A 22762-nucleotide genomic window follows, 5' to 3' on the forward strand; every position below is an offset into this window, starting at 1 on the left:
TCAGGCCGTCCGCTCCAGGATGTCGAGCCCCCGGTTCCGGTCGATCACGTAGATCAACTCGCGGTCGTCGACGAACACGTCGTTGCTCTGGGCGCAGGGTTGGCCGGGGGGCGGTTCCGGGATGAACCAGCCGGTCTCCGTCGGCGCCGTGGGGTTGGAGATGTCGAGCATGCGGAGGCCGCCGGAGAACCAGGTGCAGTAGAGCGTGTCGCCGGTGACCCGCTCCTGGAACTGGTGCGCGCCGAAGCGGGCGCCGATGCGGGAGAACGGCGAGTCCAGCTCGCTCAGGTGGAACATGCCGATCGGCTTGATGTCGGTCCGATCCTCGACGTCGAAGAACCAGAGACCGCCGTGGAGTTGGCCGGGGGTGTGGTCGTGTTCCTCGTCCACCGCCACCGCGATCTGGCGCCCCTTCCACTTGACGGGCACGGGAGCGATGGTGTGGGTCGGTTCGGGAAACGGCGGATGGTAGTCGTAGGCGCCGATCGTCCGCGGCTTGGTGACGTCGGAGATGTCGATCACCCGCAAGCCGGCGTACCAGACCGATGCCCATAACTCGTCGCCGAAGCGGAGCGCGTGGTGTAGGCGGTTGCGCTGGCCGGACCAGAAGGGCGTCTCGCCGCCGGCGACGTGCTGTCCGGGCATCCACCAGCGGGAGACCTCGGTGGGCTGGGCCGGATCGGCGATATCGTAGACGACCAGGATGTTGCCGACATAGCCGTCCATCTCGGTCGAGATGTAGGCGTGACGGTCGTCCATGTCGAAGCGGTGGACGCCGACGCCGTGCGTCCTGACATAGGCGATCTCGACCGGCCGGGACTTGTCCGAGACGTCGTGGACCTTGAAGCCGCCGTCCCCATAGCCGTGCTCGAGCACGTGGCGCAGGCGCGGCAGCAGGCTTTCCGGAACCTTGAGGTCCGCCGCCACCTCGGCGTCGGTGGGAGGACGCCCAAGGCTGGCGGTCAGGGCGGCCGTGGCCTCCGCCAGCCGCGCTCCCCGGCGGAGCGCGTGGCGGTCGTTCTGCTCGACATTGGTGATCATCAGGTCGCCGACCACCCGAACCTTGTGGGTGTGGGAATCCTCGGTCGGCAGCTCGATCGACGCGGTGACGCGCGGGCGGGCCGGGTCGCGGACATCGATGATGGTGGTCCCGTGCGGCGGCTTCATGTGGCCGACATAGGCATGGCCGCCGGAGACGGTGACCTGCCCTCCGCCGGGCAGGTCGAGGTGACCCACCAGACGGAGGTTCTTGGACAAGTCCTTCGATGGGGGCATGGTCGACATCAGGCTTGGTCTCCGGTCAGTGCGGCGGGCGCCCGGTCCTGGAGGTTCCTTTGCTGGCGCTCCTGCTGCTTGCCCCGCAGCCAAGGCAGCACCACCGAGAGCACGACGAAGCCCCACAGCACGTTCGCGGTGGTCGATGAGAACAGGATGGTCAGGTCGCCCTGCCCGATCCGCAGCGAGCGCAGCAGGTACTGCTCGAACAGCGGCCCCAGGATGATGCCGATCAGGATCGCGGTGACGTGGTAGTTGGTCTTGCGGGCGATGTAGCCGATCACGCCGAACACCAGCGCCAGTCCCATGTCGAAGACGTATTCGCGGTTGGCGAAGGCGCCGACGATGGTCAGCGACAGGATCAGCGGTACCAGGATCCTGGTCGGGATCAGCACCACCTGGCTCATGTAGCGGGCGAGCGGCAGGATGGTGAAGATCATGACGATGTAGGACAGCGTCATCGAGAAGAAGATGCCGTACGCGATGTTGGGTGATTCGATGAACAGCCGGGGGCCGAGGACGATGCCGTGGTATTGCAGCACGACCATCATGACGGCGGCGGTGCTGCCGCCCGGCACGCCGATCGCCATCAGCGGCACCAGCGTGCCCGAGGTGACACCGTTGTTGGCCGATTCCGGAGCCACCACGCCGGGGGCGAAGCCCTTGCCGAATTCGTCGGGTGTCTTGGAGAACATCCGCGCCTGCTGGTAGGCCACGAACGACGCGATGCTGGCGCCGGCGCCGGGCACCACGCCGATCACCAGACCAACGAAGCTGGTCCAGATCGTCAGCCACCAGTATTTGAGGCTGAGCCGCAGGCCATCGAGGGTGTCGGCCCACTGCGCCTTGGTGTCGACGACCGACGAGCGCGGCACGACGGTGGAGCGCTCCATCATGCTGAAGGCCTCGGAGATCGCGAACAAGCCAATCAGGGCCGGCACCAGCGGCACGCCGTCGTACAGTTCCAGGAAGCCGAAGGCGGCCCGCGGCGTGCCGTAGATGTGGTCGGTGCCGATCGCTCCGATCATCAGGCCGAAGAACCCCGCGATGATGCCCTTGAGCGGATCGTCGGCGGCGATCGCCGCGATCAGCACGAGGCCGAAGACCATCACCGCGACCATCTCGACGCTGCGCAGATAGAGGCCGAGTTGGGCGAGGTACGGCAGCAGGGCGACGGTCGCGAGGCTGGTGACCAGGCCGCCGACGGTGCTCGCCACGAAACACAGGACGAGCGCCTGCTGGGCCTTGCCCTTCAGCGTCATCTGGTAGCCGTCCAGCGTGGTCGCCGCGGCGCCCCCCGTGCCCGGCATGTTGACCAGGATCGCGGGGATGCCGCCGCCGAGATGGGTGGCGCAGTAGAGCGACACCATGAAGGCCAGCGCCACGTTGATGTCCATCGTGAGCGTCAGCGGCAGCAGGATGATCAGCGTGTTCTGGGCGCTGAAGCCGGGAATGGCGCCGACCACGATGCCGAGCAGCACGGCGGGCACCACGATCCAGATCAGCATCAGGCTGTCGGTGAAGAGCGATAGGAAGAGGGCGCTATCCCAACCCATGGTCAGAGCCCCCCGCCGAACAGCGGAGCCAAGCCGTTCTCGATCGGCCCGGCCGGAAAACGCGCTCCCAGCGTCACGATGAAGAGGAGATAGACCGTGGTGGAAACCCCGAGCGCCACGCCAAGCAGCGTCGATGGCGCCCGCACCCCGAGGATCCACATGGCGGCCAACATCACCGCGAACAGTCCCAGCGTCGTCCCGAGCCAGGGTATGGTGATGACGAACACGATCAGGGTGGCGATCAGCATGAGGCGCTGGGCCTGCGCCGGTGTCCATCGGCCGAGATCGCCGAATCCCAGACTGCCCGTGCTCCTGCGGAGTTGGATGACGACGCGGGCGACCTGGATCGCGATCAGGGTCAGGAGGGTGACGCCGACGACGGTCCCATTGGCCCTGGCTTCCCAGACCAGATTGGATGAGGTGATCAGGTAATAGAGGGTGAAGCCGGTCGCCAGGACCGGGATGATCAGGTCGGCGCCCAACCGCGCGTTCCGGCGTTCTCGCAACGCCCGGGATGCGTCTTCGCTCATGGTGTCGCTCCCTATCTCATCGAATTACCGTTGCGCGCTGAGCACCGGTTCGTAGCGCTTGGCCAGTTCGACCATGGCGTTGGCGTAGTCGGTGCAAACCTGACGATCGCCGAACTTGAGGGATTCGACCGGTGCGCCCGTCTTGACGAAGCCGTCGCGGAACTCGGCCGAGGCGTGGGCCTGCTCCGCCGTGCTTTGCAGCAGGGCGAAGTTCTCGGGATGGGCGTCGGCCCATTTGGCGTGGATGGCCCAGGCGCGCGAGGAATAGAGGTCGGGGATCGACGAGCCGAAGGCGGAATTGATGGTGGGCGCGTTCTCGGTGATGCCCGCGAAGATGTTCTCCTTGTTGAAGACGCCCAGCACCTTGAACTGGCTGGTCAGGGAGAGCACGCCGGTGATGGGCAGGGCTCCGATATCGGCCTCGCCGTTCATCACGGCGACATAGGTGGGGTTGCCGCCGCCATAGGGGATCAGGTTGTAGCTGGAGCCGGTGGCCTCGCCCAGCGCCAGCATCCCGATCGACGCCGGATGCGGGATGCGGCTGACCGCGACGTTGAGGGGCTTCTTCTTGGCCGCCTCGACGACCGACTTGATGTCCTTGTAGGGGCTGTCGTTGCGGACGAAGACGCAGCTGTCGTCGATATCGGTCCGGCCGAAATAGATGAAGTCCTCGGGGAAGCGGTAGTTGGGCTTCTGGACGGCGTACATGATCATCTCAGGGCCCATGTTGCCGAACAGCAGGTTGTGCCCGTCCGCCTCGCGCTGCTTGACGAACAGCTCGTAGCCGATCTGACCGGCGGCGCCGGGATGGAAGGTGTATTCGAACTGGCGCTTGAGCAGCTTGGACCAAGCGTCGTCGAAGGCGCGGGCCAGCCGTTCCGCCCCGCCGCCCTGCCCCGTCGGGATGATCACGCGGAAGTTCCGCTCCGGATATGTCCCCTGCGCGAAGGCTCGCGAGACCGGCAGGGCGGCCATCATCCCGGCGGCGGCCAGACCGCCGCAGAACGCGCGGCGGGTGACGAGCGGCGACTGTGTCGGCGAATAGGTCATTGAGGTCCCTCCCATTTTTTGTTGGTTCACCCGCCGGTCTTTCGCCGCGGGGTTCGCACGGGGTCAGCCTTGGGCTGTCCAGCCTATGGCTGGTCAGCCGAGATAGACGGGTTCCGGCTGCTCGAAGAACGAGATCAGGATGTGGTGGACCAGCGCGTGGTTCTTCTGCTGGAAGCTGGCGTGGGCGATGCCCGGCATCACCGCGAAATGCTTGTCCGAATTTGGCAGGGCCGCGAAGAACTTGAGCAGGTCGTCCATCCCGGCGATGCCGTCGTACTCGCCGCGCATGACGATGGTCGGCATCGTGATGCGCTCCGGGTTCACCAGCGGCAGGTTCTCGCACATGTCGATGTAGGTGCCGTTCGGCATCGAGTCATCGAGCGCCAGGATCGCGTCGGCGAAGGCGTCGACGGTCTTCTCGTCGGCGGTGCCGGGATGGTCGCGGCTGAAGATCGAGTGGACGAAGGCGCGGTCGATCGGCCGGCGCCTCATCTCCTTGAACTGGGGCAGCTTCTTCCGGCGGTCGGCCAGCGTCGGGCTTCCCTCCCCCGTCCAGACCATGGCGTCGAGAGCCAGGCGGGCGACCCTCTCCGGATGCCGTTCCGCGAACAGGGCGGCCCGCAGGGCTCCGGACGATATGCCGTAGACCAGCAGGGGACCGGCGCCGCGGGTCTCCTGGATATAGGCGGAGGCGGCCGCCAGATCGTCGGCGCCGTCCGATATGTTGGCCGTGACGTTTCGCGACTTCTCGGAGCGGCCATAGCCCTCCATGTCGACGCACCAGGTGTCGAACCCGCGCCGGCTGAACACGTCCATCACCGAGCTGTCATCGCGGCCCGGCACCTGGAGGTCGAAGGTCGGTGTCGACGCCATTGATGAGCCATGGACGAAAAGGATCGTCCCGCGCTTCGGCGTTCCGCCGACCGCTGGCTTTTCCCATAGGAACAGCCGCGCGTCGCCCTTATTGGTCCAATGTTCGGTGCCGGTGGGAGTGTTCTGGTTGCCTTGGCCCATGGTGATTTCTCCTCCCCTTGGGTACGCCAATTTCTAACCAATTTTCTATAGGTTCACATTGGGCGGCAGCTGCCCACCGTTGTCAAGCCCATGTTTCCTCAAGCATGTTGATTGCTGCGCAGCGGAAACCAATTTCAGATTGGTTGGACCGCCGGCCGAGCCTCGGGTCAGATGCCGAGCTTGCGGAGCTGGCCTTCGGGATAGCGGGGGCCGGAGGCGGCGCCGGGTGGGAACGCGGTGTCCAAGGCGTCGAGATCGGATTTGGCGAGACGGATCGCCGTCGCCGCCACGTTCTGCTCCAACCAGGAGCGGCGCTTGGTTCCGGGGATGGGCACGATGTCGGCTCCTCGGGAGAGCACCCAGGCGAGCGCCACCTGCGCTGGCGTCCGGCCGAGCCGGTGCGCCATCTGGTCCAGCGTGTCCAGCAGGTCGAGGTTGCGTTCGAAGTTGCCTTCCTGGAAACGCGGATGCGCGTGGCGGCGGTCGCTGGCGATCAGGTCGTCGCGCTTTCGGAACATCCCGGTCAGGAAGCCGCGGCCGAGCGGGCTGTAAGGGACCAGGCCGATGCCAAGCTCGCGGAGAACCGGCAGGATCCTGTCCTCGGCGTCCCGGCTCCACAGGGAATATTCCATCTGGACCGCCGAGAGCGGATGGGTGGCGTGGGCGCGGCGGATGGTATCCGGACCGGCCTCGCACAGCCCGATGAAGCGGACCTTGCCCGCCTCGACCAGCCGCGCCATGGCGCCCACCGTCTCGGCGATCGGAACGTCGGGATCGACGCGGTGCTGGTACAGGAGGTCGATGACATCCGTCCCCAGCCGCGCGAGGCTGGCGTCGCAGGCCTTGAGGACATGCTCGGGCTTGCCGTTGACCCTGCCCCGCTCGCCGTTGGGTCCCCGGATGTTGCCGAACTTGGTCGCCAGCACCAGACCGTCGCGCTGGCCCTTGATCGCGCCAGCGATCAGCTGTTCGTTGCGGCCATCGGCGTAGGCGTCGGAGGTGTCGAGGAAGGTGACGCCAAGCTCGATGGCGCGGTGGATTGTGGCGGTGGATTCCACGTCGTCGGGGATACCGTAGTCGCCGGTCATGCCCGAACAGCCGAGGCCGATGGTGGAAACGACCAAGCCGGCGCTTCCAAGGTTGCGGCGCTGCATTCTCCGTCCCTCCCGATGCTGTTTTTGGTTGTTTGACGTCTTGGTTCAGTCTCCCGCGTAGGCCACGATGCCTTGCAGGAGGTAGACGAGGCCGACGCCCAGCACGATACGTTGGGTCCAGTCGCGGAACTGAACGTCGGTCAGCCGTTCCAGGGTCGCCCGGCTGAGGCTGGTTCCCGCCATCGCCAGGACGACGGAGATCACCAGCACCGGCCAGCCAAGTTCGGCGCCGCCGTCACCGATGATCCGGCCGAAATAGACCAGCTTCAGCAGGTGGGTCGCGACTTGGCAGGCGGCCTTGGTCGCGACCACCGCCCGGCGGTCGAGCGGGCAGCGCACGAAGAAGACGTCGAGCAGTGGACCGGACACGCCGGACAACAGTTGGAAGGCCGTTCCGATGAAACCGCACAGTTCGGCGCCGCCGAAGCGGTCGGCGCGGGGCGCCAGACGCTCGGGCACCATCCAGGCGAGGAAGGGCGTCAATCCCAGCACCAAAAGCACGAGCGCCGGATCCGGCACGAAGCGCACTAGGGTGAACGCGCCGAAGGCGAGCGCCGATCCGATCAGGTAGCGCAGCAGGATCCGCCACACCACGTAGCCGCGCCACAGGTAGGCCCGCCAGCCATTGGAGGCCGTCTGCGTGACGCCGTGCAGCACCATGGCCGCCGGGACGGGCAGTAGGAGCAGCAGCGCTCCCATGTAGATCATGCCGCCGGCCATGCCGAAGATGCCGGACAGGAAGGAGGTCGCCAGCACGATCACCGCGATGATCACGACCGCCCCGGCGCTCATCGCGGGGGCGTCCCGGATGGCGCCCTGGCCGTCACGGCGCCAATCCCAGGCCAACCGCCCATCAGGAGACCGCCGAACCCAGCAGGTTGGAGCGGACCAGAAGCAGGTGGTCGCGCAGTTCTGACCGCGCGGTGTCGGCGTCCCGATCGGCCAGCGCCTCCACGATGCGCCTGTGCTGGTCCTGGTAGACCTGGCGCCGCTCCGGCGTCAGGGAGCGATGCTTGAGCCTCAGCCACTCCGGCTGGTTGCGGGTCTCGTTCATGGTCGAGTACAGGTCGATCAGCAGGCTGTTCTTGGACGCCGAGACGATGGCGACATGGAGTTGCCCATCCCACAGCTCGAAGGTGCCGACATCCTCGGCGGCCTCGGACTTGGCGACGCATTCCCGGAACCGCCGGACGTCCGCGGCGTTGGCGCGGAGCGCCGCCAGTTCGACCGCGGCGGGTTCGATCACCAGCCGGACCTCCATGATCTCCGCCGGGCTGGCGCCGTGGATGCGGCGGACGAGGCTGTCGGCGGCTTCCGGATCTGGGCCAGGACCTGTCGCCTGTCCCGGGGTCGCGACGAACGAGCCCCGGCCGACGTGCCGGACGATCCGGCCCTGGTCCTGGAGCAGCTTGAGGCTCTTGCGCAGGGTGTTGCGCGAGACGCCGAACTGCTTTTCCAGATCGCGTTCGGGCGGCAGCCGATATCCCGCCGTCCAAGACCCGTCCGCGATGTTGTCCTCGATCATCTGGACCAGGGCGCTGGCTCCCGTCGCTGCGTGACTTCGAATGTTCCGTGTATCCATGGGCAGCTCCAGAGGTCCGCGATGGTGAACCAAACAGAGCCCATTTCTAGCCGTCGGCGCCAAAGGCGGCAATACCGTCGAGAGCGGCGAACATGAGCGTTTTCAGCGGGTATTCCAGACGAGGCGGTTTTCGGCGCGGCGGTGAATCTTGATCCATCATTGCGTAACCAGCGCCATTTGGCAATAATGGTTTTGGTAATGGCTCACTATTGGATCAGGAGACACCGATGAAGTTCGCCACACTTGGGGACATGGGCGCGAGGGATGGCCAGGGAAAGGTCGCGCTGGTCGATCCGGTCGCCGGCACGGCGTGGCCGGTCGACGCGATCCTGGGAGAGCGCGTCGCCGGCATGGTCGACCTGATCGAGCGCTATGGCGACCTGAAGGCCCGCATCCGCCCAACCGGCGACGCCATCGATCTCTCCTCCGCGCGGATCGAGGCGCCGATCCCGCGCCCCGCCCGCAACATCATGTGCGTCGGCAAGAACTACTTCGACCACGCGCACGAGTTCAGCCGGAGCGGGTTCGACAGCAGTTCCAAGGACAAGTCCGACGCGATCCCGGAGGTGCCGATCATCTTCACCAAGGTGCCGGAATCGGTGATCGCCGACGGTGACGACATCCGGTATCCGGAGGGCGTCAGCGACAGCATCGACTACGAGGCCGAATTGGCCATCATCATCGGCGAGGGCGGCCGCGGCATCACGAAGGAGCGGGCGCTCGACCATGTCTGGGGCTACACCATCATCAACGACGTGACGGCCCGCGACGTTCAGGGGCGGCACAAGCAGTGGTTCCTCGGCAAGTCGTTCGACACCTTCTGCCCGATGGGTCCCTGGATCGTCACGGCGGACGAGGTGGACGCCGCTTCGCTGGGGGTGCGCTGCTGGGTGAACGACGAGCTGCGCCAGGACGCCAACACCAGCGACCTGATCTTCGACATCCCGACCCTGATCGAGACCATCTCCGCCGGCATCACGCTGCGGCCCGGCGACGTGATCGCCACCGGCACGCCGGCGGGAGTCGGCATCGGCTTCAACCCGCCGCGTTACTTGAAGCGCGGCGACCGGGTGACGATCGAGATCGACGGCATCGGCCGGCTGACGAACACGCTGCGTTGATCGGAGGAATGGCCATGCTGACGGAAGCCGATCACACCAAGGCCGGTTGGCGCAGTCTGCTGTTCGTACCGGCGACGCGGCCCGACCGCTTCGCCAAGGCGGCGGCGAGCGGCGCCGACGCGGTCTGCGTCGATCTGGAGGACGCCGTGCCTCCCGATGCCAAGGACGGAGCGCGCGAGGAGGCGGTGCGCTTCCTCACCGCCCCGGCGGCCGCGGGATGCCAGAGCGTCGTCCGGATCAACAGCGTGCGCACCGAGAGCGGGCTCCGCGACGTGCTGGCGATCCTCGAGGTGCGGCCCGGAGGGGGCTTCATCGCGGTCCCGAAGATCGATTCCGCCGAGGAGGTGCAGTGGATCGACCAATTGCTGACTTCGGCCGGTGTCGGGCTGGGGATCGTGGCCCAGATCGAGACCCTGCGCGGCATCGAGAACGCCACCGCCATCGCGGCCGCCTCTCCACGGATCGCGGCCATCATGTTCGGCGGCCTGGATCTGGCGGCGGAACTCGGCTCGTCGGTGACGTGGGACGCCCTGTTCCGCAGCCGCGCGCGGGTCGTCCACGCCTCGGCCCTGGCGGGCGTTCCCGCGATCGACATGCCATTCGTCGATGTCGGCGATCCGGACGGCTGTGCCGGGGAGGCCAGACGGGTCCAGGGGCTTGGCTTCTCGGCCAAGATGGCGATCCACCCGACCCAGGTGCCCGTCATCAACGCCGCGTTCTCCCCGACCGATGAGGAGGTCTCCCAGGCCCGCCGCGTCATCGCGGCGCTGGATGAGGCCAACGCCGCGTCGGCCGGCGTCGCGTTGTTGGATGGCAGGATGATCGAGCGGCCGGTGGCCCTGGCGATGCGGCGCGTCCTGGCCCGGGCGCGCTAGCGCGGGCGGGATTTCCGCGACGGCGGCCGCTTCCTCGGCTAGGGTCGATCCAACGTCGTGAACGACAACGCCTGGGAGGGCGAGTGATGGACTACCGGTATTTGGGCAAGAGCGGCGTCAAGGTCTCCCCGATCACGCTGGGCACCATGATGTTCGGCGGACCAACCGACGAGGCGACCTCGCGCCGGATCATCGACAAGGCGCGTGACCGCGGGATCAACCACATCGACACCGCCGACGTCTACAACAAGGGCCGGTCGGAGGAGATCGTCGGCCGCGCCATCGCGGCGGAACGCGACTGGTGGTTCGTCGCCACCAAGCTCGCCAACCCGATGGGCGACGGCGTCAACCAGGGCGGGCTGTCGCGGAAGTGGATCAATCAGGCCGTGGACTCCAGCCTGAGGCGACTGGGCACAGACCACATCGACCTGATGTACCTGCACCGCGCCGTCTTCGATTCACCCCTGGAGGAAACGGTGCGGGCGCTGGCCGACCTGATCCGGCAAGGCAAGCTGCGCTATTTCGGCGTGTCCAACTTCCGCGGCTGGCGGATCGCCGACATCTCGCGGATCGCGGACCTGGTGGGCATCGATCGGCCTGTCGCCAGCCAGCCGCTTTACAACATCGTCAATCGGACCGCCGAGAGCGAGCAATTGCCAGCGGCGGGCCATTTTGGGCTGGGCGTCGTCTCGTACAGCCCCCTGGCGCGCGGGGTCCTGACCGCGAAATACGCGCCGGACGCGGCACCCGATCCGGAAAGCCGCGCCGGCCGGTCGGACAAGCGCATCCTTGAGACGGAATGGCGGCCGGAATCGATCCGGATCGCGCGCGAACTGGCGGCGCACGCCGAGGCGCGTGGCACGACGGCCGCCAATTTCGCGCTGGCCTGGGTGCTGAACAACAAGCTGGTCGCCTCCGCCATCGCCGGCCCGCGCACCGAGGCGCATTGGGATGGCTATCAGGCGGCGCTGGACTATCGGTTCACCGCCGAGGACGAGGCGCTGGTCGATCGGCTGGTGGCGCCGGGGCACACCTCGACCCACGGCTTCACCGATCCGGCCCATCCGATCGAGGGGCGGGTTCCGCGCAACGCGATCGGTGACGTCACCGGCGGCGTCACTGCCGGGTAGCGCCAGCAGGGGAAGACGGGAGGGCCGCCGCCGTCGCGTCGGTCAGCGCGAGGCGGTCGGCGATCCTGACCAAATCGGGCAGCGACTTGGCCTCCATCTTGAGCATCATCCGGCCGCGGTGGATCTTGACCGTGATCTCGCTGAGGCCGAGTTCGGCGGCGATCTGCTTGTTCATCAGGCCGGAGGCGACCAGCGCCATGATCTCCCGCTCGCGTGGGGTCAACCGCTCGAAGCGCTCGCGGAGTTCGCCAACCAAGGCGCCGCGCTCGCGGCGGAGCCGATCGCGCTCGATCCCCTTGTGGACCGCGTCCAGGAAATCCTGATCGCGGAAGGGCTTGGGCAGGAACTCGATCGCTCCCGCCTTCATCGCGGCCACCGACATGGGGATGTCGCCGTGGCCGGTGATGAAGATGACGGGAAGCTGTATCCCCGCCGCCACCATCTCGCGCTGGAACTGGAGCCCGCTCGACCCCGGCAGGCGGATATCGAGAACGAGGCAGCCCGGCGATTCGGTATGGCCGGCCCGCAGGAAATCCTCGGTCGAGGGGAACGACATCGGCTTTAGGCCGACGGAACGCAGCAACGTCTCCAAGGACCGGCGCATCGACGGATCGTCATCGACGATGAAGACGATGGTTTCGTCCGGTATCAAAGCTTTTCCCCCGTGATCGATGGGCCCCGTCCGCCACCCGCGACCGAGACGGGCTGAATAGACATACCATTCTGGCCGGACCTTCGCAGCCAGCTTCGGGCGGCGTCACCATGGACCTTTTCGACGACGCCACGTGTTTCCATGGTATCCACCAACAAGGTGAACTCCCATGCGTTTCACGATCAACGGTCGTTCGTACGAACTCGACCCGGATATCCGAACATCGCTGCTCGACCTGCTGCGCGAGCATCTCGACCTGACGGGCAGCAAGAAAGGCTGCGATCACGGGCAATGCGGAGCCTGCACCATCCTGGTCAATGGGCGGCGGATCAATTCCTGCCTGACATTGGCCGTGATGCACCAAGACGACGACATCACGACGATCGAGGGGATCGGGACACCCGAAAACCCGCACCCGATGCAGCAGGCCTTCGTGCGGCACGACGGGTACCAGTGCGGCTACTGCACTCCCGGCCAGATCTGCTCGGCGGTCGGCATGCTGGATGAGGTCGCGAAAGGGTGGCCGAGCCACGTAACGGCCGATCTTGGCGCGGTGGAGTTGGACGAGGCCGAAATTTCCGAGCGGATGAGCGGCAATCTGTGCCGTTGTTCCGCCTACCCCGGCATCGTCGACGCCATTGGCGATGTCGCCGGAGCCAAGCCATGAGGACCTTCGACTACGCCAGGGCGGACACCCCGGAAGCGGCGGTGGCCGGCTTCGCCCAGACTGGAACCCGCTTCATCGCGGGCGGCACCAACCTGCTCGACCTGATGAAACTCCAGATCGAGACGCCCACGCGGCTGGTCGACATCAGCCGCCTGCCGCTGGCGGACATCGAGGAGCGCGAGGACGGCGGGCTGACGATCGGCGCGCTGGTGCCGAACAGCGATCTGGCCGCCGACAAGCGCGTGATCGCCAAATACGAGATGCTGAGCCGCGCCCTTCTGGCCGGTGCTTCGGGCCAGCTGCGCAACAAGGCGACGACGGGCGGCAACCTGCTGCAGCGGACGCGCTGCAACTACTTCTACGACACGGCGGCGCCGTGCAACAAGCGGGCACCGGGGACCGGCTGCGCCGCGATCGGCGGGTTCAACCGGATCATGGCCGTGCTGGGCACCAGCGACCATTGCATCGCCAGCCACCCCAGCGACATGGCCGTGGCCATGCGGGCGCTCGACGCCACCCTGGTGACCTTGCGAGCCGAAGGTGGACAACGTCGCATCCCGATCGCCGAGTTCCACCTTCCGCCGGGGGACACGCCCCATATCGAGACGGTGCTCCAGCCCGGCGAGTTGATCACCCATATCGAACTACCTCCCCCACCCGCCGGCAGGCAGATCTACCGCAAGGTCCGGGACCGGGCGTCCTACGCCTTCGCGCTGGTTTCCGTCGCCGGCGCCGTGTCCGTCGAGGACGGCAGGATCGCCAGCGCCACGTTGGCGTTCGGTGGGCTTGGCGTGATGCCATGGCGCGACCCCGCGGTCGAGCGGGCGCTGATCGGGCAGGCACCCGGGAGCCCCGCCTTCGAGGCGGCGGCGGATGCGCTGCTGGCCCCCGCCAAGGGCCACGGCTCGAACGACTTCAAGATCCCGCTGGCGCGCAGGACGCTGATTTCCTGCCTGCGCCACCTGACCGGAACGTCGCTGTGACCGGCGCCGGAATAACGCGACACCAGAGGATCGCGCATGTCTGAATACCAGATGAACGAGAAGCATGCCGGCATGGCGCTGGACCGCGGTGTCCAGGGCGTGCTCGGCCAGCCGATCAGCCGGATCGACGGGCTCGCCAAGGTGACGGGCACGGCGACCTACGGGCTCGAGCACCGGATCGACAACCTCGCTTACGGCGTCGCGATCACGGCGCCGATCGGCAAGGGCCGCGTCACCGCGATCGACACGGAGGCGGCGCGCCGCATGCCGGGCGTGATCGACATCATCGCGGGCGAGGCGTCTATCCCCCGCGAGACGCCGGTTTTCGGCCAGAAGAGCGCCCACGGGTACGACGGCAAGGTCGAGAGCTATGGCGAGATCGTCGGCGTGGCGATCGCCGACTGTTTCGAGGCGGCGCGCGCCGCGGCGATGGCCGTGGTCGTGACCTGCGTGGCGGAACCCGGCCGGTTCGACATCCGCGACGGCGAGGCCGACGCGGAATCACCGCCTGAGGGAGCCCTGCTGCCGGACACGGTCATCGGCGACATCGACAAGGCGATGGGCGAGGCGGAGGTGACGCTTGACGTGACCTACACGACACCACCCCAGGTCCACGCCGCCATGGAGCCCCATGGCACGATCGCGTCGTGGGAGGGCGACCGGCTCACGATCCGGGCACCGGTCCAGATCGTCGGCGGCGCCATTCCGGTGATCGCCGCGACGCTGGGCATCGTGGCCGAGAACATCCGCGTGTTGACGCCCTATATCGGCGGCGGCTTCGGCGGCAAGACCATGTCGGCCGACATCATCCTCGCCGCGGTCGCGGCGAAACGGACGGGGCGCACGGTCAAGGTTCCACTCAGCCGCCAGCAGATCTTCCATGTCACCTATGGCAGGAGCGATACCATCCAGCGCGTCCGCTTGGGCGCCGACCGCGCGGGGAAACTGTCGGCCGTGGGTCAGGACAGTCTGGTCGGGCAGAAGGCCGGCGCGTCGCAATTCTTCGAGCCGGTGGCGCTGGGAGCGGTGGCACTCTACGCCGGGGCCAACCGGAGCTTCACGACGCGGACGGCGCAAGTCAACCTGACCGCGCGCGGTCCGGTGCGCGCACCCGGCGAGGCGGTCGGCATGATCGGGATGGAATGCGCGATGGACGAGATGGCCGCCAAGCTCGGCCTCGACCCGATCGCGTTCCGCAAGGCGAACGAGCCGGAGGTCGATCCCTCCACCGGGAGCCCGTTCTCGTCGCGGCGGCTGATCGAGTGCTACGACGAGGGCGCCCGGCGCTTCGGATGGGCCGATCGCCGGAAGCGGCGCGAGGGTGACTGGCTGATCGGGCACGGCATGGCGACCGCGTCGCGGGTCAACTTCCTCGCGAAATCGGCGGCTCGGGTAAGGCTTGGGGCGGATGGCCGCGCGTTGATCGAGACCGACATGACCGATCTGGGGACGGGCACCTACACCATCCTGGCCCAGGTCGCGGGGGAGTCGCTGGGGCTGCCGATCGGGAGCGTCGATGTCCATCTCGGCGACAGCGATTTTCCGACCGGCGCCGGGTCGGGCGGTTCGTTCGGGGCGGCGTCGAGCGCGTCGTCGGTCGCCTTGGCCTGCGAGGATGTCGTGGTGGAACTGGCGCGGCGCATGGGTGCCGATCCGGCCGACATGACGCTGAAGGATGGACACGCCATCTCCGGCAATCGGCGGGTGTCGCTGGCCGAGTTGGTGGGCGGGTCGCCGATCGAGGGCATGGGAACGATCCAGCCTGGAAGTACCGGTCAGGCGTTCAGCCAGTCGACCCACGGCGCCCATTTCGCCGAGATCGGGGTCAACGCGGTGACCGGCGAGATCCGGGTGCGGCGCATGCTGGCGGTGTTCGACTGCGGCCGCGTGCTGAACCACAAGACGGCGCGCAGCCAAGCGATCGGCGGGATGATCTGGGGCATCGGCTATGCCCTGCACGAGCACGCGGTGGTCGATACCCGGACGGGAGCCTATGTGAACCGCGACCTCGCGGAGTATCACGTGCCGACCAACGCCGACGTGCCCCAGATCGAAGCGTATTTCGTCGAGGAGATCGACCGTCACGCCAATCCGGTCGGTGCCAAGGGCCTTGGCGAGGCGGGCATATCGGGTGCGGCGGCCGTGGTCGCGAACGCGATCCACGACGCCTGTGGCGTGCGGGTGCGCGACTTCCCGATCACGGCGGACAAGCTGCTGGAGGGCCTGCCGCCGGTGTGACCAACCATTTACAATCGTAGGTCGGGTAGAGCGGAGCGGCACCCGACAAAGCAGGCGAGTTGGTGTCGGGTGCCGCTTCGCTCTACCCGACCTACGCATAATGAATTTTCAATTCTCGGTAGTGCGCTTCCAAAGCTTCGGCAGGGGGCCGCCGGCGCCTGCGACGGGGTCCGTGTCGGGGAACTCGATGTGGGGCAACCGGGCCGCCATCTCGGCGGTCGGGGCCTCGCGGCGGATGTCGCCGGTCTGGCCGGGCGGGTAGGCTCCGACGACCATGAAATCCGGCGCGGCGGACAGACGGCGGTGGCCGGTGCCGGCGGGAAGCACCGCGACGTCACCGGTGCCGACCTCGACCTCGGGGCCACCGGGACCGCCAAGCATGAGCCGCGCCGATCCGGCGGCGAAGCCCAGCACCTCGTGCGAGGCCGGATGATAGTGGTGGTACGGGAAGACGCCATTCCGCCATTGAGCCGGCCAGCCATGGCGGTCGAACAGCGCCTCGAACTCGGACGCCGTTCCATCGGCGTCCTTGCCGGTGACGACACCGCGATAGAGCAGCACGGGCAGGACCGGGTTGTTGGGAACCCAATCGCTGGCGGGAAGAAGCAGGGTCTCGGGTTTCATGCGGTCCCTTTGACGTTTCCTCGGGGGGATGACGGATCAATCCTTGAAACACCCGACGGCATGGATTGAGTTCCACATGATTTTCCGTCATCTTTCCAGGGCTCTCCCTGGAACGAGGTGCGCCTTCATGTCGAATGAAAACGTGTCCCTCAAGGTTGGCGCCAGACTGCGTCACGCGCGTTTGCTGAAGGGAATGCGAATGCGGGATCTCGCGGCGATTGTCGGATGCGATGAAAGCATGATTTCAAAAATTGAATCAGGGAAGGTTTCACCTTCGCTTCCCATGCTTGGCAAGCTGGTGACCGCGCTCGACCGCGACATGGCCTCTTTTTTCGGCTTGAGGATCGATGATCACAAGTTGGTCCAGAAACCCGAGGACCGTTTGAAAGTCTTCGTCGACGCCTTGAGGGGCGGTGTTGGGGTATCCTATGAGCGTCTGGTTCCCGCTGGGGCGGGAAATCTACTCGAGGCCAATATTCATGTGGTGGAGCCCGGTGGCGAGAAGATCGACCTGATCACCCATCAAGGCGAGGCGGTCGGATATCTTGTTTCCGGTGAGATAGAGCTGACGATCGACGACACGACGTTCCGCATGTCTGCGGGTGATTCATTCTTTTTCAAAGCCTATTTGACCAACCGGTATCGGAATATTGGCGATACCGAAGCGCGGATTGTTTGGGTCAACACACCCCAAGTCCATTGAACGTCCAGCGCGGACTTGTCCAAAGCGGCATGGCGGCGCTCCGGAGCATGATTTTTAAGCATGTGCTTCGATATCCGCCATTCGCGATGGGGAAACGCCGCGGCCAATCCTTCGAACCCGATTGAAATCCAGAAACGGCGCGGCGTCGCGGAAACGGCACGGGCTTTGCGATGGGTGGACCGGACGCCGCGATCCCGAGGTTCCTAGCGGCGCCAGCGCATTCAACCGGGTCGGACTGGAAGGCAGATGCACTTCATCTGGAAACGCCTGCTCGCCACCATACCAAGCCTGTTCGGCGTCGTGATCCTGACGTTCCTGCTGTCGCACGCCCTGCCCGGCGATCCCGCCGCCTATTTCGCGGGTCCCGCAGCCAACGCCGACAGTATCGCGGAGGTTCGGCAGAAATTGGGATTGGATCGGCCCCTGATCGTCCAGTTCCTCCACTATGTGGGCGATCTGGCGCGGGGCGAATTGGGGAACTCGCTGACCACGGGCCAGCCGGTGCTGAAGGATCTGGTCGACCGCCTGCCCGCCTCGCTGGAACTGTCCGCCTTCGCGCTGCTGTTCGCGATCGGCGTCGCCATCCCGATGGGCGTCCTGGCGGCGATCCGGCTGAACGGGCCGGCGGACCACGCCTGCCGGGCCATCGTCACGGTTTGCGCCGCGTTTCCAACCTTCTTCATCGGGCTGCTGCTGGTCTACGTCTTCTATTTCCTGCTGGGAATGGCGCCCGAGCCGCTCGGCCGCCTGAACGAGATCCTGTACACGGCGCCGCCGCGGGTGACGGGCGCCTTCACCGTGGACGCGCTGATCGCCGGTGACATGGAGGTCTTCCGGGCCTCGCTGGCGCAGCTGGTGCTGCCCGCCATCTCGCTGGGGCTGTTCGCGCTGGCCCCGATCGCGCGGATCACCCGCGCCGCCATGCTGGAATCCCTGTCCAGCGACTTCGTCCGCACCGCCCGCTCCAGCGGGCTGCCGACATCCAAGGTGCTGTTCACCTACGCGTTCCGGAACTCGCTGCTGCCGATCTCGTCGGTGATGGGCATGGTGTTCTCGTTCCTGCTCGGCTCGAACGTGCTGATCGAGCAGGTGTTCGGCTGGCAGGGCGTCGGCGCCTACGCGGTTTCCGCCGTGCTCGCCTCCGACTACGCCGCCGTCCAGGGCTTCGTCCTGATGATGGCGATCCTCTATATCCTGCTGAACCTGGTGGTGGACGTGCTCGCGACCTTGATCGACCCCCGCGTCCGGTTCGAGGGCTGAGCGATGAGCTTCACCACCCTCGCCCGCAACACCGGCCACGCGTTCGGCGAAAACCCGCTGACGCTGGTCGCGGTCGTCATCCTGGCGCTGCTGCTGGTCTGCGCCCTGTTCGGCGGCTGGATCGCCCCCTACGATCCACTGACGACCGACGCCACCGCCAAGCTGGCGCCGCCCAGCCTGGACCATTGGTTCGGGACCGACGCGCTGGGACGGGACATCCTGAGCCGGGTCATCGTCGCGACCCGGCTCGACCTGGGCATGGCGTTCTCCGCCGTGGCGCTGTCGTTCGGCGTCGGCTTGGCGCTGGGCTCCGCGGCCGGCTATCTGGGCGGCTGGACCGACAGGATCATCGGCCGCCTTATGGACACCATCATGGCCTTTCCGCTGTTCGTGCTGGCGATGGGCATCGTCGCGGCGCTGGGCAACAACGTCGCCAACATCATCATCGCCACGATGATCATCAACCTGCCCTTCTACTGCCGCTTCGCCCGCGCCGAGGTCAACGTGCGGCGCGACCTGGGTTACGCCGAGGCGGCGCGGATGGGCGGCAACCGCACCCTGACCGTGCTGGTCGTCCACATCATCCCGAACATCCTGCCGCCGATGATGGTGCAGGCCTCGCTCAACATGGGTTGGGCGATCCTGAACGCGGCCGGCCTGTCGTTCATCGGGTTGGGCGTGCGTCCGCCGACGCCTGAATGGGGGATCATGGTGTCGGAAGGTGCCAGCTTCATCGTCTCGGGCGAGTGGTGGGCCTTCGTGTTCCCCGGCGCCGCCCTGGTGCTGGCCGTCTTCTCGTTCAACCTGCTGGGCGATGGCTTGCGCGACCTGCTCGACCCGAGGAAGCGGGTATGACCGATCACCTGACCATCAAGGACCTCGGCCTGGAGTTCCGCACCCGGCACGGTGTCGTCCGCGCGCTGGAGGATGTCAGCCTGACGGTCAAGCGGGGCGAGATCGTCGGTGTGGTGGGCGAGAGCGGGTCCGGCAAGTCGGTCATGGCCTATTCCGTGATGGGCCTGAGCGACGCCGCCGCCGAGATCAAGCGCGGTTCGATCGTGCTGGGCGGCATGGACCTGCTGGCGACCAAGGGCGAGGCGTTGCGCGCCATCCGGGGCCGCGAGATGGCGATGATCTTCCAGAGCCCGCGCACGGCGCTGAACCCGATCCGCAAGGTGGGCCGCCAGATCGAGGACGTGCTGATGGAGCACGAGGCGATTCCGCGCCGCGACCTGAGAAAGGCCGCCATCGCGGCGCTGGAGCGGGTCCGCATCCCCGATCCGGAACGGCGCTACGACGCCTATCCATTCGAACTGTCCGGCGGCATGTGCCAGCGGGTGATGATCGCGATAGCCCTGGCCTGCTCGCCGTCGCTGCTGATCGCCGACGAGCCGACCACCGGGCTGGACGTGACGACCCAGGCGGTCATCATGGACCTGATCCGCGACAAGAGCCGCGACGGCCGCATGTCGACGCTGCTGATCACCCACGACCTGGGGTTGGCCGGCGAATACTGCGACCGCATCGTGGTGATGCACGCGGGCCACGTGGTCGAGGTGGCCCCGACCGAAGTCCTGCTGTCCCGGCCGGCGCACCCCTACACGCTGCAACTGCTGGCCGCCACGCCGACGCCGACCTCGACGCTCGACACCCTGCCCTCGATCGGCGGGCAGTTGCCCGACCTGCGGCGGGACCTGCCGCCGTGCCGGTTCAGCGAGCGCTGCGCGCGGAAACTGCCGCAGTGCGACGTGCCGCCGCTGCCCTGGACCACACTGTCCCCCGATCACATCGTCCGCTGCCGGGTGCCGCTATGACCGCCCTTCCGGAATACGCCGCACATCCAACCCCCCTGCTCGACGCCCAGCGGCTGAGCAAGCTCTACCCGGTCAAGGGGAGCGCCAAGGGGACGCTGCTGCACGCGGTCGACGATGTCGATCTGCGGATCGGGGCCGGCGAATGCGTCGGACTGGTCGGCGAGAGCGGCTGCGGCAAGTCGACCATGGTGCGGCTGCTGGCACGCCTGATCGATCCGACCTCCGGCCAGATCCTGATGGGCGGCAAGGACATCACCGGCATGACTCAGGCCAAGTTCGTGGCCTCGCCCGACCGGGGCCGCATCCAGGTGGTGTTCCAGGACCCGACCGAGAGCCTGAACCCGTCGTTCCGCGTGTTCCAGGCCATCGCCGATCCGCTGAGGCGGCTGCTGAGGCTGTCCGACGCCGATGAGATCGCCACCCGGGTCAACCGGGCCGCGACGCTGGTGGGTTTGCCGCGCGAACTGGTGCAGCGCTATCCCCACCAGTTGTCCGGCGGGCAGCGGGCGCGGGTCGGCATCGCGCGGGCGATCGTGGTCGAGCCGGAACTGCTGATCCTGGACGAGCCGACCTCCGCGCTGGATGTCTCGGTACAGGCGGTGATCCTGCGCCTGCTGGCCGATCTGCGGGCGAGGTTGGGGATGAGCTACCTGTTCGTCTCCCACGACCTGAACGTCGTCCGCCTGCTGTGCTCCCGCGTGGTCGTGATGTATCTCGGCAAGGTGGTCGAGGTCGGGCCGGTGGAACAGCTGTTCGCCAACCCGCGCCATCCCTATACCCAGGCGCTGATCGCCTCGATCCCCGACCCGGCCCGGCGCCGGGAGGCCCGGCCGCGGCTGGACGGCAGCCCCTCCAGCCCGATCTCGCCCGACCCGAACGTCTGCCGGTTCCAAAGCCGCTGTCCGAGGGCGGCCGCCGAGTGCGTCACGACCATGCCGGCGCTGCGGGATTTGGGCGGCGGCCAGTCCGCCGCCTGTCATTTCGCCTGAAGACCGGTCGCCTGAACATCGTTGAATAAATAACAACCAGGGAGAGGTGCCATGAGCCAGGAGAACGAGATCTGCCGCATGGACGCCGTGACGGTGGCGGCCAAGGTCGCGGCCAAGGAGCTGTCGGCGGCCGAGGTCACCGAAGCGGTGCTGAAGCGGATGGATGTGCTGGAGCCGCATATCCACGCCTTCTGCACGCCGACGCCCGACGTGGCGCGCGCGGCGGCGAAGGCGGTGGACGCGAAGATCGCGGCGGGGGAGGACCCCGGGCCATTGGCCGGCGTGCCGATCGGCATCAAGGACCTGGTCGCGACCAAAGGCATCCTGACGGTGATGGGCTCGCATCTGTACCGCGACTTCATCCCCGACGAGGACGACATCGTCGTGGAGCGGCTGAAGGAGGCCGGCGCCGTCATCATCGGCAAGACCAACGTGCCGGAGTTCGGCTATTCCGGCGTCGGCCACAACCCGGTGTTCGAGGCGACGCGCAATCCGTGGAACCTGGACCTGACGTCGGGCGGGTCGAGCGCCGGGTCGGCGGCGTCGGTCGCGACCGGGGTCGCCCCGTTCGCGATCGGCAGCGACGGCGGCGGATCGATCCGCATCCCGTCGGCGCTGTCTGGCCTCTATGGCATCAAGGCGTCGATGGGGCGCGTGCCGCTCTATCCCGGCTGCCGGGACGAGCGCTATCCCGGCGTGTCGAGCTGGGAGTCGCTGGAGCATGTCGGTCCGATGAGCCGCACGGTGGCGGATTCGGCTCTGATGCTGAACGTCATCACCGGTCCCGACCCGCGCGACCGCTATTCGATCCCGGCCGCCGATTTCGACTACCTCGGCGCCACGACCGAGAGCGTCAAGGGGCTGCGGATCGCCTATAGCGAGGACTGGGGCTACGCGCCGGTCGATCCCGAGGTGCGCCGCGTCGTCTCGGAGGCGGTCAAGGTGTTCGAGACCGATCTGGGCTGCGTGGTCGAGCGGGTCGATCCCGGCTGGGAGGATCCCCTGCCCCATTTCTGGACCATGGTCGCCGCCGACACCGACCTGACCGGCATGCGCCGCCTGATGAAGGGGCGCGAGCACGAGATATCGCCGCATCTGCTCGATCTGGTGTTCCGCGACTGGAAGGCCGAGGAGTTCACGGACGCCAAGTTCGTCCGGCAGGGTGTCTGCAACAAGATGTGGCGGCTGATGGCCAACTACGACCTGCTGCTGACCCCCACCTTGGCGGTGCCGGCCTTCCCGCTCTACATGCAGGGACCGGAGATCATCGAGGGCAAGATGGTGCGGTCGGCCGCGTGGCTGGCCTTCACCTTCATCTGCAACCTGACCGGCCAGCCGGCCGCCAGCATCCCCGCCGGCTTCACCAAGGATGGGCTTCCGGTCGGCCTCCAGATCATCGGACGCCATTTGGACGACCGCACCGTGCTGGCGGCGTCGGGCGCCTTCGAGCGCGCCCACCCCTGGGCCCATGCCTGGCCGAAGCTGGTCGGCGACCTCGGCCTTTGATCACCGAACCTATTCTTATCGTCCTCCTCCATCCGCCAC

The 22762-nt window shown here is 67.1% G+C and carries 22 protein-coding genes; 12 read left to right on the forward strand and 10 right to left on the reverse strand.

The genetic code is table 11. From position 1 onward, the window contains the following. The 8 genes from N825_RS05685 to N825_RS05720 form a co-directional block, all read right to left on the reverse strand. Window positions 1-1284 carry an LVIVD repeat-containing protein gene (locus N825_RS05685; protein ID WP_037448163.1) on the reverse strand — a complete coding sequence of 428 codons (1284 nt, stop codon included), beginning with the start codon at window positions 1282-1284 and terminating at the stop codon, window positions 1-3. Continuing rightward, entirely contained in the window at window positions 1284-2831 is a 1548-nt protein-coding gene (locus tag N825_RS05690) for a tripartite tricarboxylate transporter permease (RefSeq protein ID WP_063833635.1), read from the reverse strand. Before N825_RS05690 ends, N825_RS05685 begins: the two co-directional genes overlap by 1 nt. A 2-nt stretch (window positions 2832-2833) precedes the next feature. After that, window positions 2834-3361, reverse strand: coding sequence for a hypothetical protein (locus N825_RS05695; RefSeq protein WP_157618999.1), 528 nt, complete (start codon window positions 3359-3361; stop codon window positions 2834-2836). Between the two features lie 24 nt (window positions 3362-3385). Then, complete coding sequence (locus N825_RS05700; protein WP_037448168.1) at window positions 3386-4411, reverse strand: tripartite tricarboxylate transporter substrate-binding protein; 1026 nt, start codon at window positions 4409-4411, stop codon at window positions 3386-3388. Window positions 4412-4504: 93 nt separating this feature from the next. Further along, window positions 4505-5425: an alpha/beta hydrolase gene (locus N825_RS05705; protein ID WP_037448171.1), complete on the reverse strand. Its 921-nt coding sequence runs from the start codon at window positions 5423-5425 to the stop codon at window positions 4505-4507. Window positions 5426-5592: 167 nt separating this feature from the next. Beyond that, complete coding sequence (locus N825_RS05710; protein WP_037448173.1) at window positions 5593-6579, reverse strand: aldo/keto reductase; 987 nt, start codon at window positions 6577-6579, stop codon at window positions 5593-5595. 45 nt (window positions 6580-6624) lie between these two features. Continuing rightward, window positions 6625-7371, reverse strand: coding sequence for a sulfite exporter TauE/SafE family protein (locus tag N825_RS05715; RefSeq protein ID WP_037448674.1), 747 nt, complete (start codon window positions 7369-7371; stop codon window positions 6625-6627). A 61-nt stretch (window positions 7372-7432) separates the two neighbouring features. After that, window positions 7433-8161, reverse strand: coding sequence for a FadR/GntR family transcriptional regulator (locus N825_RS05720; RefSeq protein WP_037448176.1), 729 nt, complete (start codon window positions 8159-8161; stop codon window positions 7433-7435). A gap of 227 nt (window positions 8162-8388) precedes the next feature. Here N825_RS05720 and N825_RS05725 point away from each other — a divergent pair, with 227 nt between their 5' ends. The 3 genes from N825_RS05725 to N825_RS05735 all read left to right on the forward strand — a co-directional run bounded on the left by N825_RS05725 (window position 8389) and on the right by N825_RS05735 (window position 11287). Continuing rightward, window positions 8389-9282: a fumarylacetoacetate hydrolase family protein gene (locus tag N825_RS05725; RefSeq protein WP_037448179.1), complete on the forward strand. Its 894-nt coding sequence runs from the start codon at window positions 8389-8391 to the stop codon at window positions 9280-9282. A gap of 14 nt (window positions 9283-9296) precedes the next feature. Further along, window positions 9297-10157, forward strand: coding sequence for an HpcH/HpaI aldolase/citrate lyase family protein (locus N825_RS05730; RefSeq protein WP_063833644.1), 861 nt, complete (start codon window positions 9297-9299; stop codon window positions 10155-10157). 86 nt (window positions 10158-10243) lie between these two features. Next, the gene (locus N825_RS05735) at window positions 10244-11287 is read left to right on the forward strand and encodes an aldo/keto reductase (protein ID WP_157619000.1); all 1044 of its coding nucleotides are present in this window, start codon (window positions 10244-10246) and stop codon (window positions 11285-11287) included. On the opposite strand, the gene N825_RS05740 is transcribed toward N825_RS05735, so the two are convergent. Continuing rightward, on the reverse strand, window positions 11274-11939 hold the full coding sequence (locus N825_RS05740; protein ID WP_245613021.1) for a response regulator transcription factor: 666 nt from the start codon (window positions 11937-11939) through the stop codon (window positions 11274-11276). The genes N825_RS05735 and N825_RS05740 overlap by 14 nt on opposite strands. A gap of 169 nt (window positions 11940-12108) precedes the next feature. On the opposite strand from N825_RS05740, the gene N825_RS05745 reads away from it, so the two are divergent. Genes N825_RS05745 through N825_RS05755 form a run of 3 tightly spaced genes read left to right on the forward strand, consistent with a single transcriptional unit; the run spans window position 12109 to window position 15827 of the window. Then, window positions 12109-12606: a 2Fe-2S iron-sulfur cluster-binding protein gene (locus tag N825_RS05745; protein ID WP_037448185.1), complete on the forward strand. Its 498-nt coding sequence runs from the start codon at window positions 12109-12111 to the stop codon at window positions 12604-12606. Further along, on the forward strand, window positions 12603-13589 hold the full coding sequence (locus tag N825_RS05750; protein ID WP_037448188.1) for an FAD binding domain-containing protein: 987 nt from the start codon (window positions 12603-12605) through the stop codon (window positions 13587-13589). The genes N825_RS05745 and N825_RS05750 overlap by 4 nt, the downstream gene beginning before the upstream one ends. 36 nt (window positions 13590-13625) lie before the next feature. Further along, complete coding sequence (locus N825_RS05755) at window positions 13626-15827, forward strand: xanthine dehydrogenase family protein molybdopterin-binding subunit (RefSeq protein ID WP_037448191.1); 2202 nt, start codon at window positions 13626-13628, stop codon at window positions 15825-15827. A gap of 108 nt (window positions 15828-15935) precedes the next feature. Here N825_RS05755 and N825_RS05760 read toward each other — a convergent pair whose 3' ends face one another. Continuing rightward, window positions 15936-16451 (reverse strand): cupin, encoded by a 516-nt coding sequence (locus N825_RS05760; protein ID WP_037448194.1) that lies wholly within the window; start codon window positions 16449-16451, stop codon window positions 15936-15938. Between the two features lie 127 nt (window positions 16452-16578). Between N825_RS05760 and N825_RS05765 the strand changes: the two genes are divergently transcribed. The 6 genes from N825_RS05765 to N825_RS05790 all read left to right on the forward strand — a co-directional run bounded on the left by N825_RS05765 (window position 16579) and on the right by N825_RS05790 (window position 22723). Continuing rightward, the gene (locus N825_RS05765) at window positions 16579-17154 is read left to right on the forward strand and encodes a cupin domain-containing protein (RefSeq protein WP_037448681.1); all 576 of its coding nucleotides are present in this window, start codon (window positions 16579-16581) and stop codon (window positions 17152-17154) included. Between the two features lie 246 nt (window positions 17155-17400). Continuing rightward, complete coding sequence (locus N825_RS05770) at window positions 17401-18414, forward strand: ABC transporter permease (protein WP_037448197.1); 1014 nt, start codon at window positions 17401-17403, stop codon at window positions 18412-18414. A 3-nt stretch (window positions 18415-18417) separates the two neighbouring features. Beyond that, entirely contained in the window at window positions 18418-19269 is an 852-nt protein-coding gene (locus N825_RS05775) for an ABC transporter permease (protein ID WP_051511597.1), read from the forward strand. Further along, on the forward strand, window positions 19266-20228 hold the full coding sequence (locus tag N825_RS05780; RefSeq protein ID WP_037448200.1) for an ABC transporter ATP-binding protein: 963 nt from the start codon (window positions 19266-19268) through the stop codon (window positions 20226-20228). The genes N825_RS05775 and N825_RS05780 overlap by 4 nt, the downstream gene beginning before the upstream one ends. After that, a complete protein-coding gene (locus N825_RS05785; RefSeq protein WP_037448202.1) occupies window positions 20225-21217 on the forward strand; it encodes an oligopeptide/dipeptide ABC transporter ATP-binding protein in 993 nt (330 codons plus the stop codon). The genes N825_RS05780 and N825_RS05785 overlap by 4 nt, the downstream gene beginning before the upstream one ends. A 51-nt stretch (window positions 21218-21268) precedes the next feature. Then, window positions 21269-22723: an amidase gene (locus tag N825_RS05790; RefSeq protein ID WP_037448203.1), complete on the forward strand. Its 1455-nt coding sequence runs from the start codon at window positions 21269-21271 to the stop codon at window positions 22721-22723. Window positions 22724-22762 lie beyond the last annotated feature (39 nt).

It is taken from the genome of Skermanella stibiiresistens SB22 (assembly GCF_000576635.1).
Taxonomy (GTDB): Bacteria; Pseudomonadota; Alphaproteobacteria; order Azospirillales; family Azospirillaceae; genus Skermanella; species Skermanella stibiiresistens.

Excerpts from the sequence above, each read along its gene's own strand:
- N825_RS05685 (WP_037448163.1), bottom strand. The coding sequence starts at position 1,284 with ATGTCGACCATGCCCCCATCGAAGGACTTGTCCAAGAACCTCCGTCTG.
- N825_RS05690 (WP_063833635.1), bottom strand. The coding sequence starts at position 2,831 with ATGGGTTGGGATAGCGCCCTCTTCCTATCGCTCTTCACCGACAGCCTG.
- N825_RS05695 (WP_157618999.1), bottom strand. The coding sequence starts at position 3,361 with ATGAGCGAAGACGCATCCCGGGCGTTGCGAGAACGCCGGAACGCGCGG.
- N825_RS05700 (WP_037448168.1), bottom strand. The coding sequence starts at position 4,411 with ATGACCTATTCGCCGACACAGTCGCCGCTCGTCACCCGCCGCGCGTTC.
- N825_RS05705 (WP_037448171.1), bottom strand. The coding sequence starts at position 5,425 with ATGGGCCAAGGCAACCAGAACACTCCCACCGGCACCGAACATTGGACC.
- N825_RS05710 (WP_037448173.1), bottom strand. The coding sequence starts at position 6,579 with ATGCAGCGCCGCAACCTTGGAAGCGCCGGCTTGGTCGTTTCCACCATC.
- N825_RS05715 (WP_037448674.1), bottom strand. The coding sequence starts at position 7,371 with ATGAGCGCCGGGGCGGTCGTGATCATCGCGGTGATCGTGCTGGCGACC.
- N825_RS05720 (WP_037448176.1), bottom strand. The coding sequence starts at position 8,161 with ATGGATACACGGAACATTCGAAGTCACGCAGCGACGGGAGCCAGCGCC.
- N825_RS05725 (WP_037448179.1), top strand. The coding sequence starts at position 8,389 with ATGAAGTTCGCCACACTTGGGGACATGGGCGCGAGGGATGGCCAGGGA.
- N825_RS05730 (WP_063833644.1), top strand. The coding sequence starts at position 9,297 with ATGCTGACGGAAGCCGATCACACCAAGGCCGGTTGGCGCAGTCTGCTG.
- N825_RS05735 (WP_157619000.1), top strand. The coding sequence starts at position 10,244 with ATGGACTACCGGTATTTGGGCAAGAGCGGCGTCAAGGTCTCCCCGATC.
- N825_RS05745 (WP_037448185.1), top strand. The coding sequence starts at position 12,109 with ATGCGTTTCACGATCAACGGTCGTTCGTACGAACTCGACCCGGATATC.
- N825_RS05750 (WP_037448188.1), top strand. The coding sequence starts at position 12,603 with ATGAGGACCTTCGACTACGCCAGGGCGGACACCCCGGAAGCGGCGGTG.
- N825_RS05755 (WP_037448191.1), top strand. The coding sequence starts at position 13,626 with ATGTCTGAATACCAGATGAACGAGAAGCATGCCGGCATGGCGCTGGAC.
- N825_RS05760 (WP_037448194.1), bottom strand. The coding sequence starts at position 16,451 with ATGAAACCCGAGACCCTGCTTCTTCCCGCCAGCGATTGGGTTCCCAAC.
- N825_RS05765 (WP_037448681.1), top strand. The coding sequence starts at position 16,579 with ATGTCGAATGAAAACGTGTCCCTCAAGGTTGGCGCCAGACTGCGTCAC.
- N825_RS05770 (WP_037448197.1), top strand. The coding sequence starts at position 17,401 with ATGCACTTCATCTGGAAACGCCTGCTCGCCACCATACCAAGCCTGTTC.
- N825_RS05775 (WP_051511597.1), top strand. The coding sequence starts at position 18,418 with ATGAGCTTCACCACCCTCGCCCGCAACACCGGCCACGCGTTCGGCGAA.
- N825_RS05780 (WP_037448200.1), top strand. The coding sequence starts at position 19,266 with ATGACCGATCACCTGACCATCAAGGACCTCGGCCTGGAGTTCCGCACC.
- N825_RS05785 (WP_037448202.1), top strand. The coding sequence starts at position 20,225 with ATGACCGCCCTTCCGGAATACGCCGCACATCCAACCCCCCTGCTCGAC.
- N825_RS05790 (WP_037448203.1), top strand. The coding sequence starts at position 21,269 with ATGAGCCAGGAGAACGAGATCTGCCGCATGGACGCCGTGACGGTGGCG.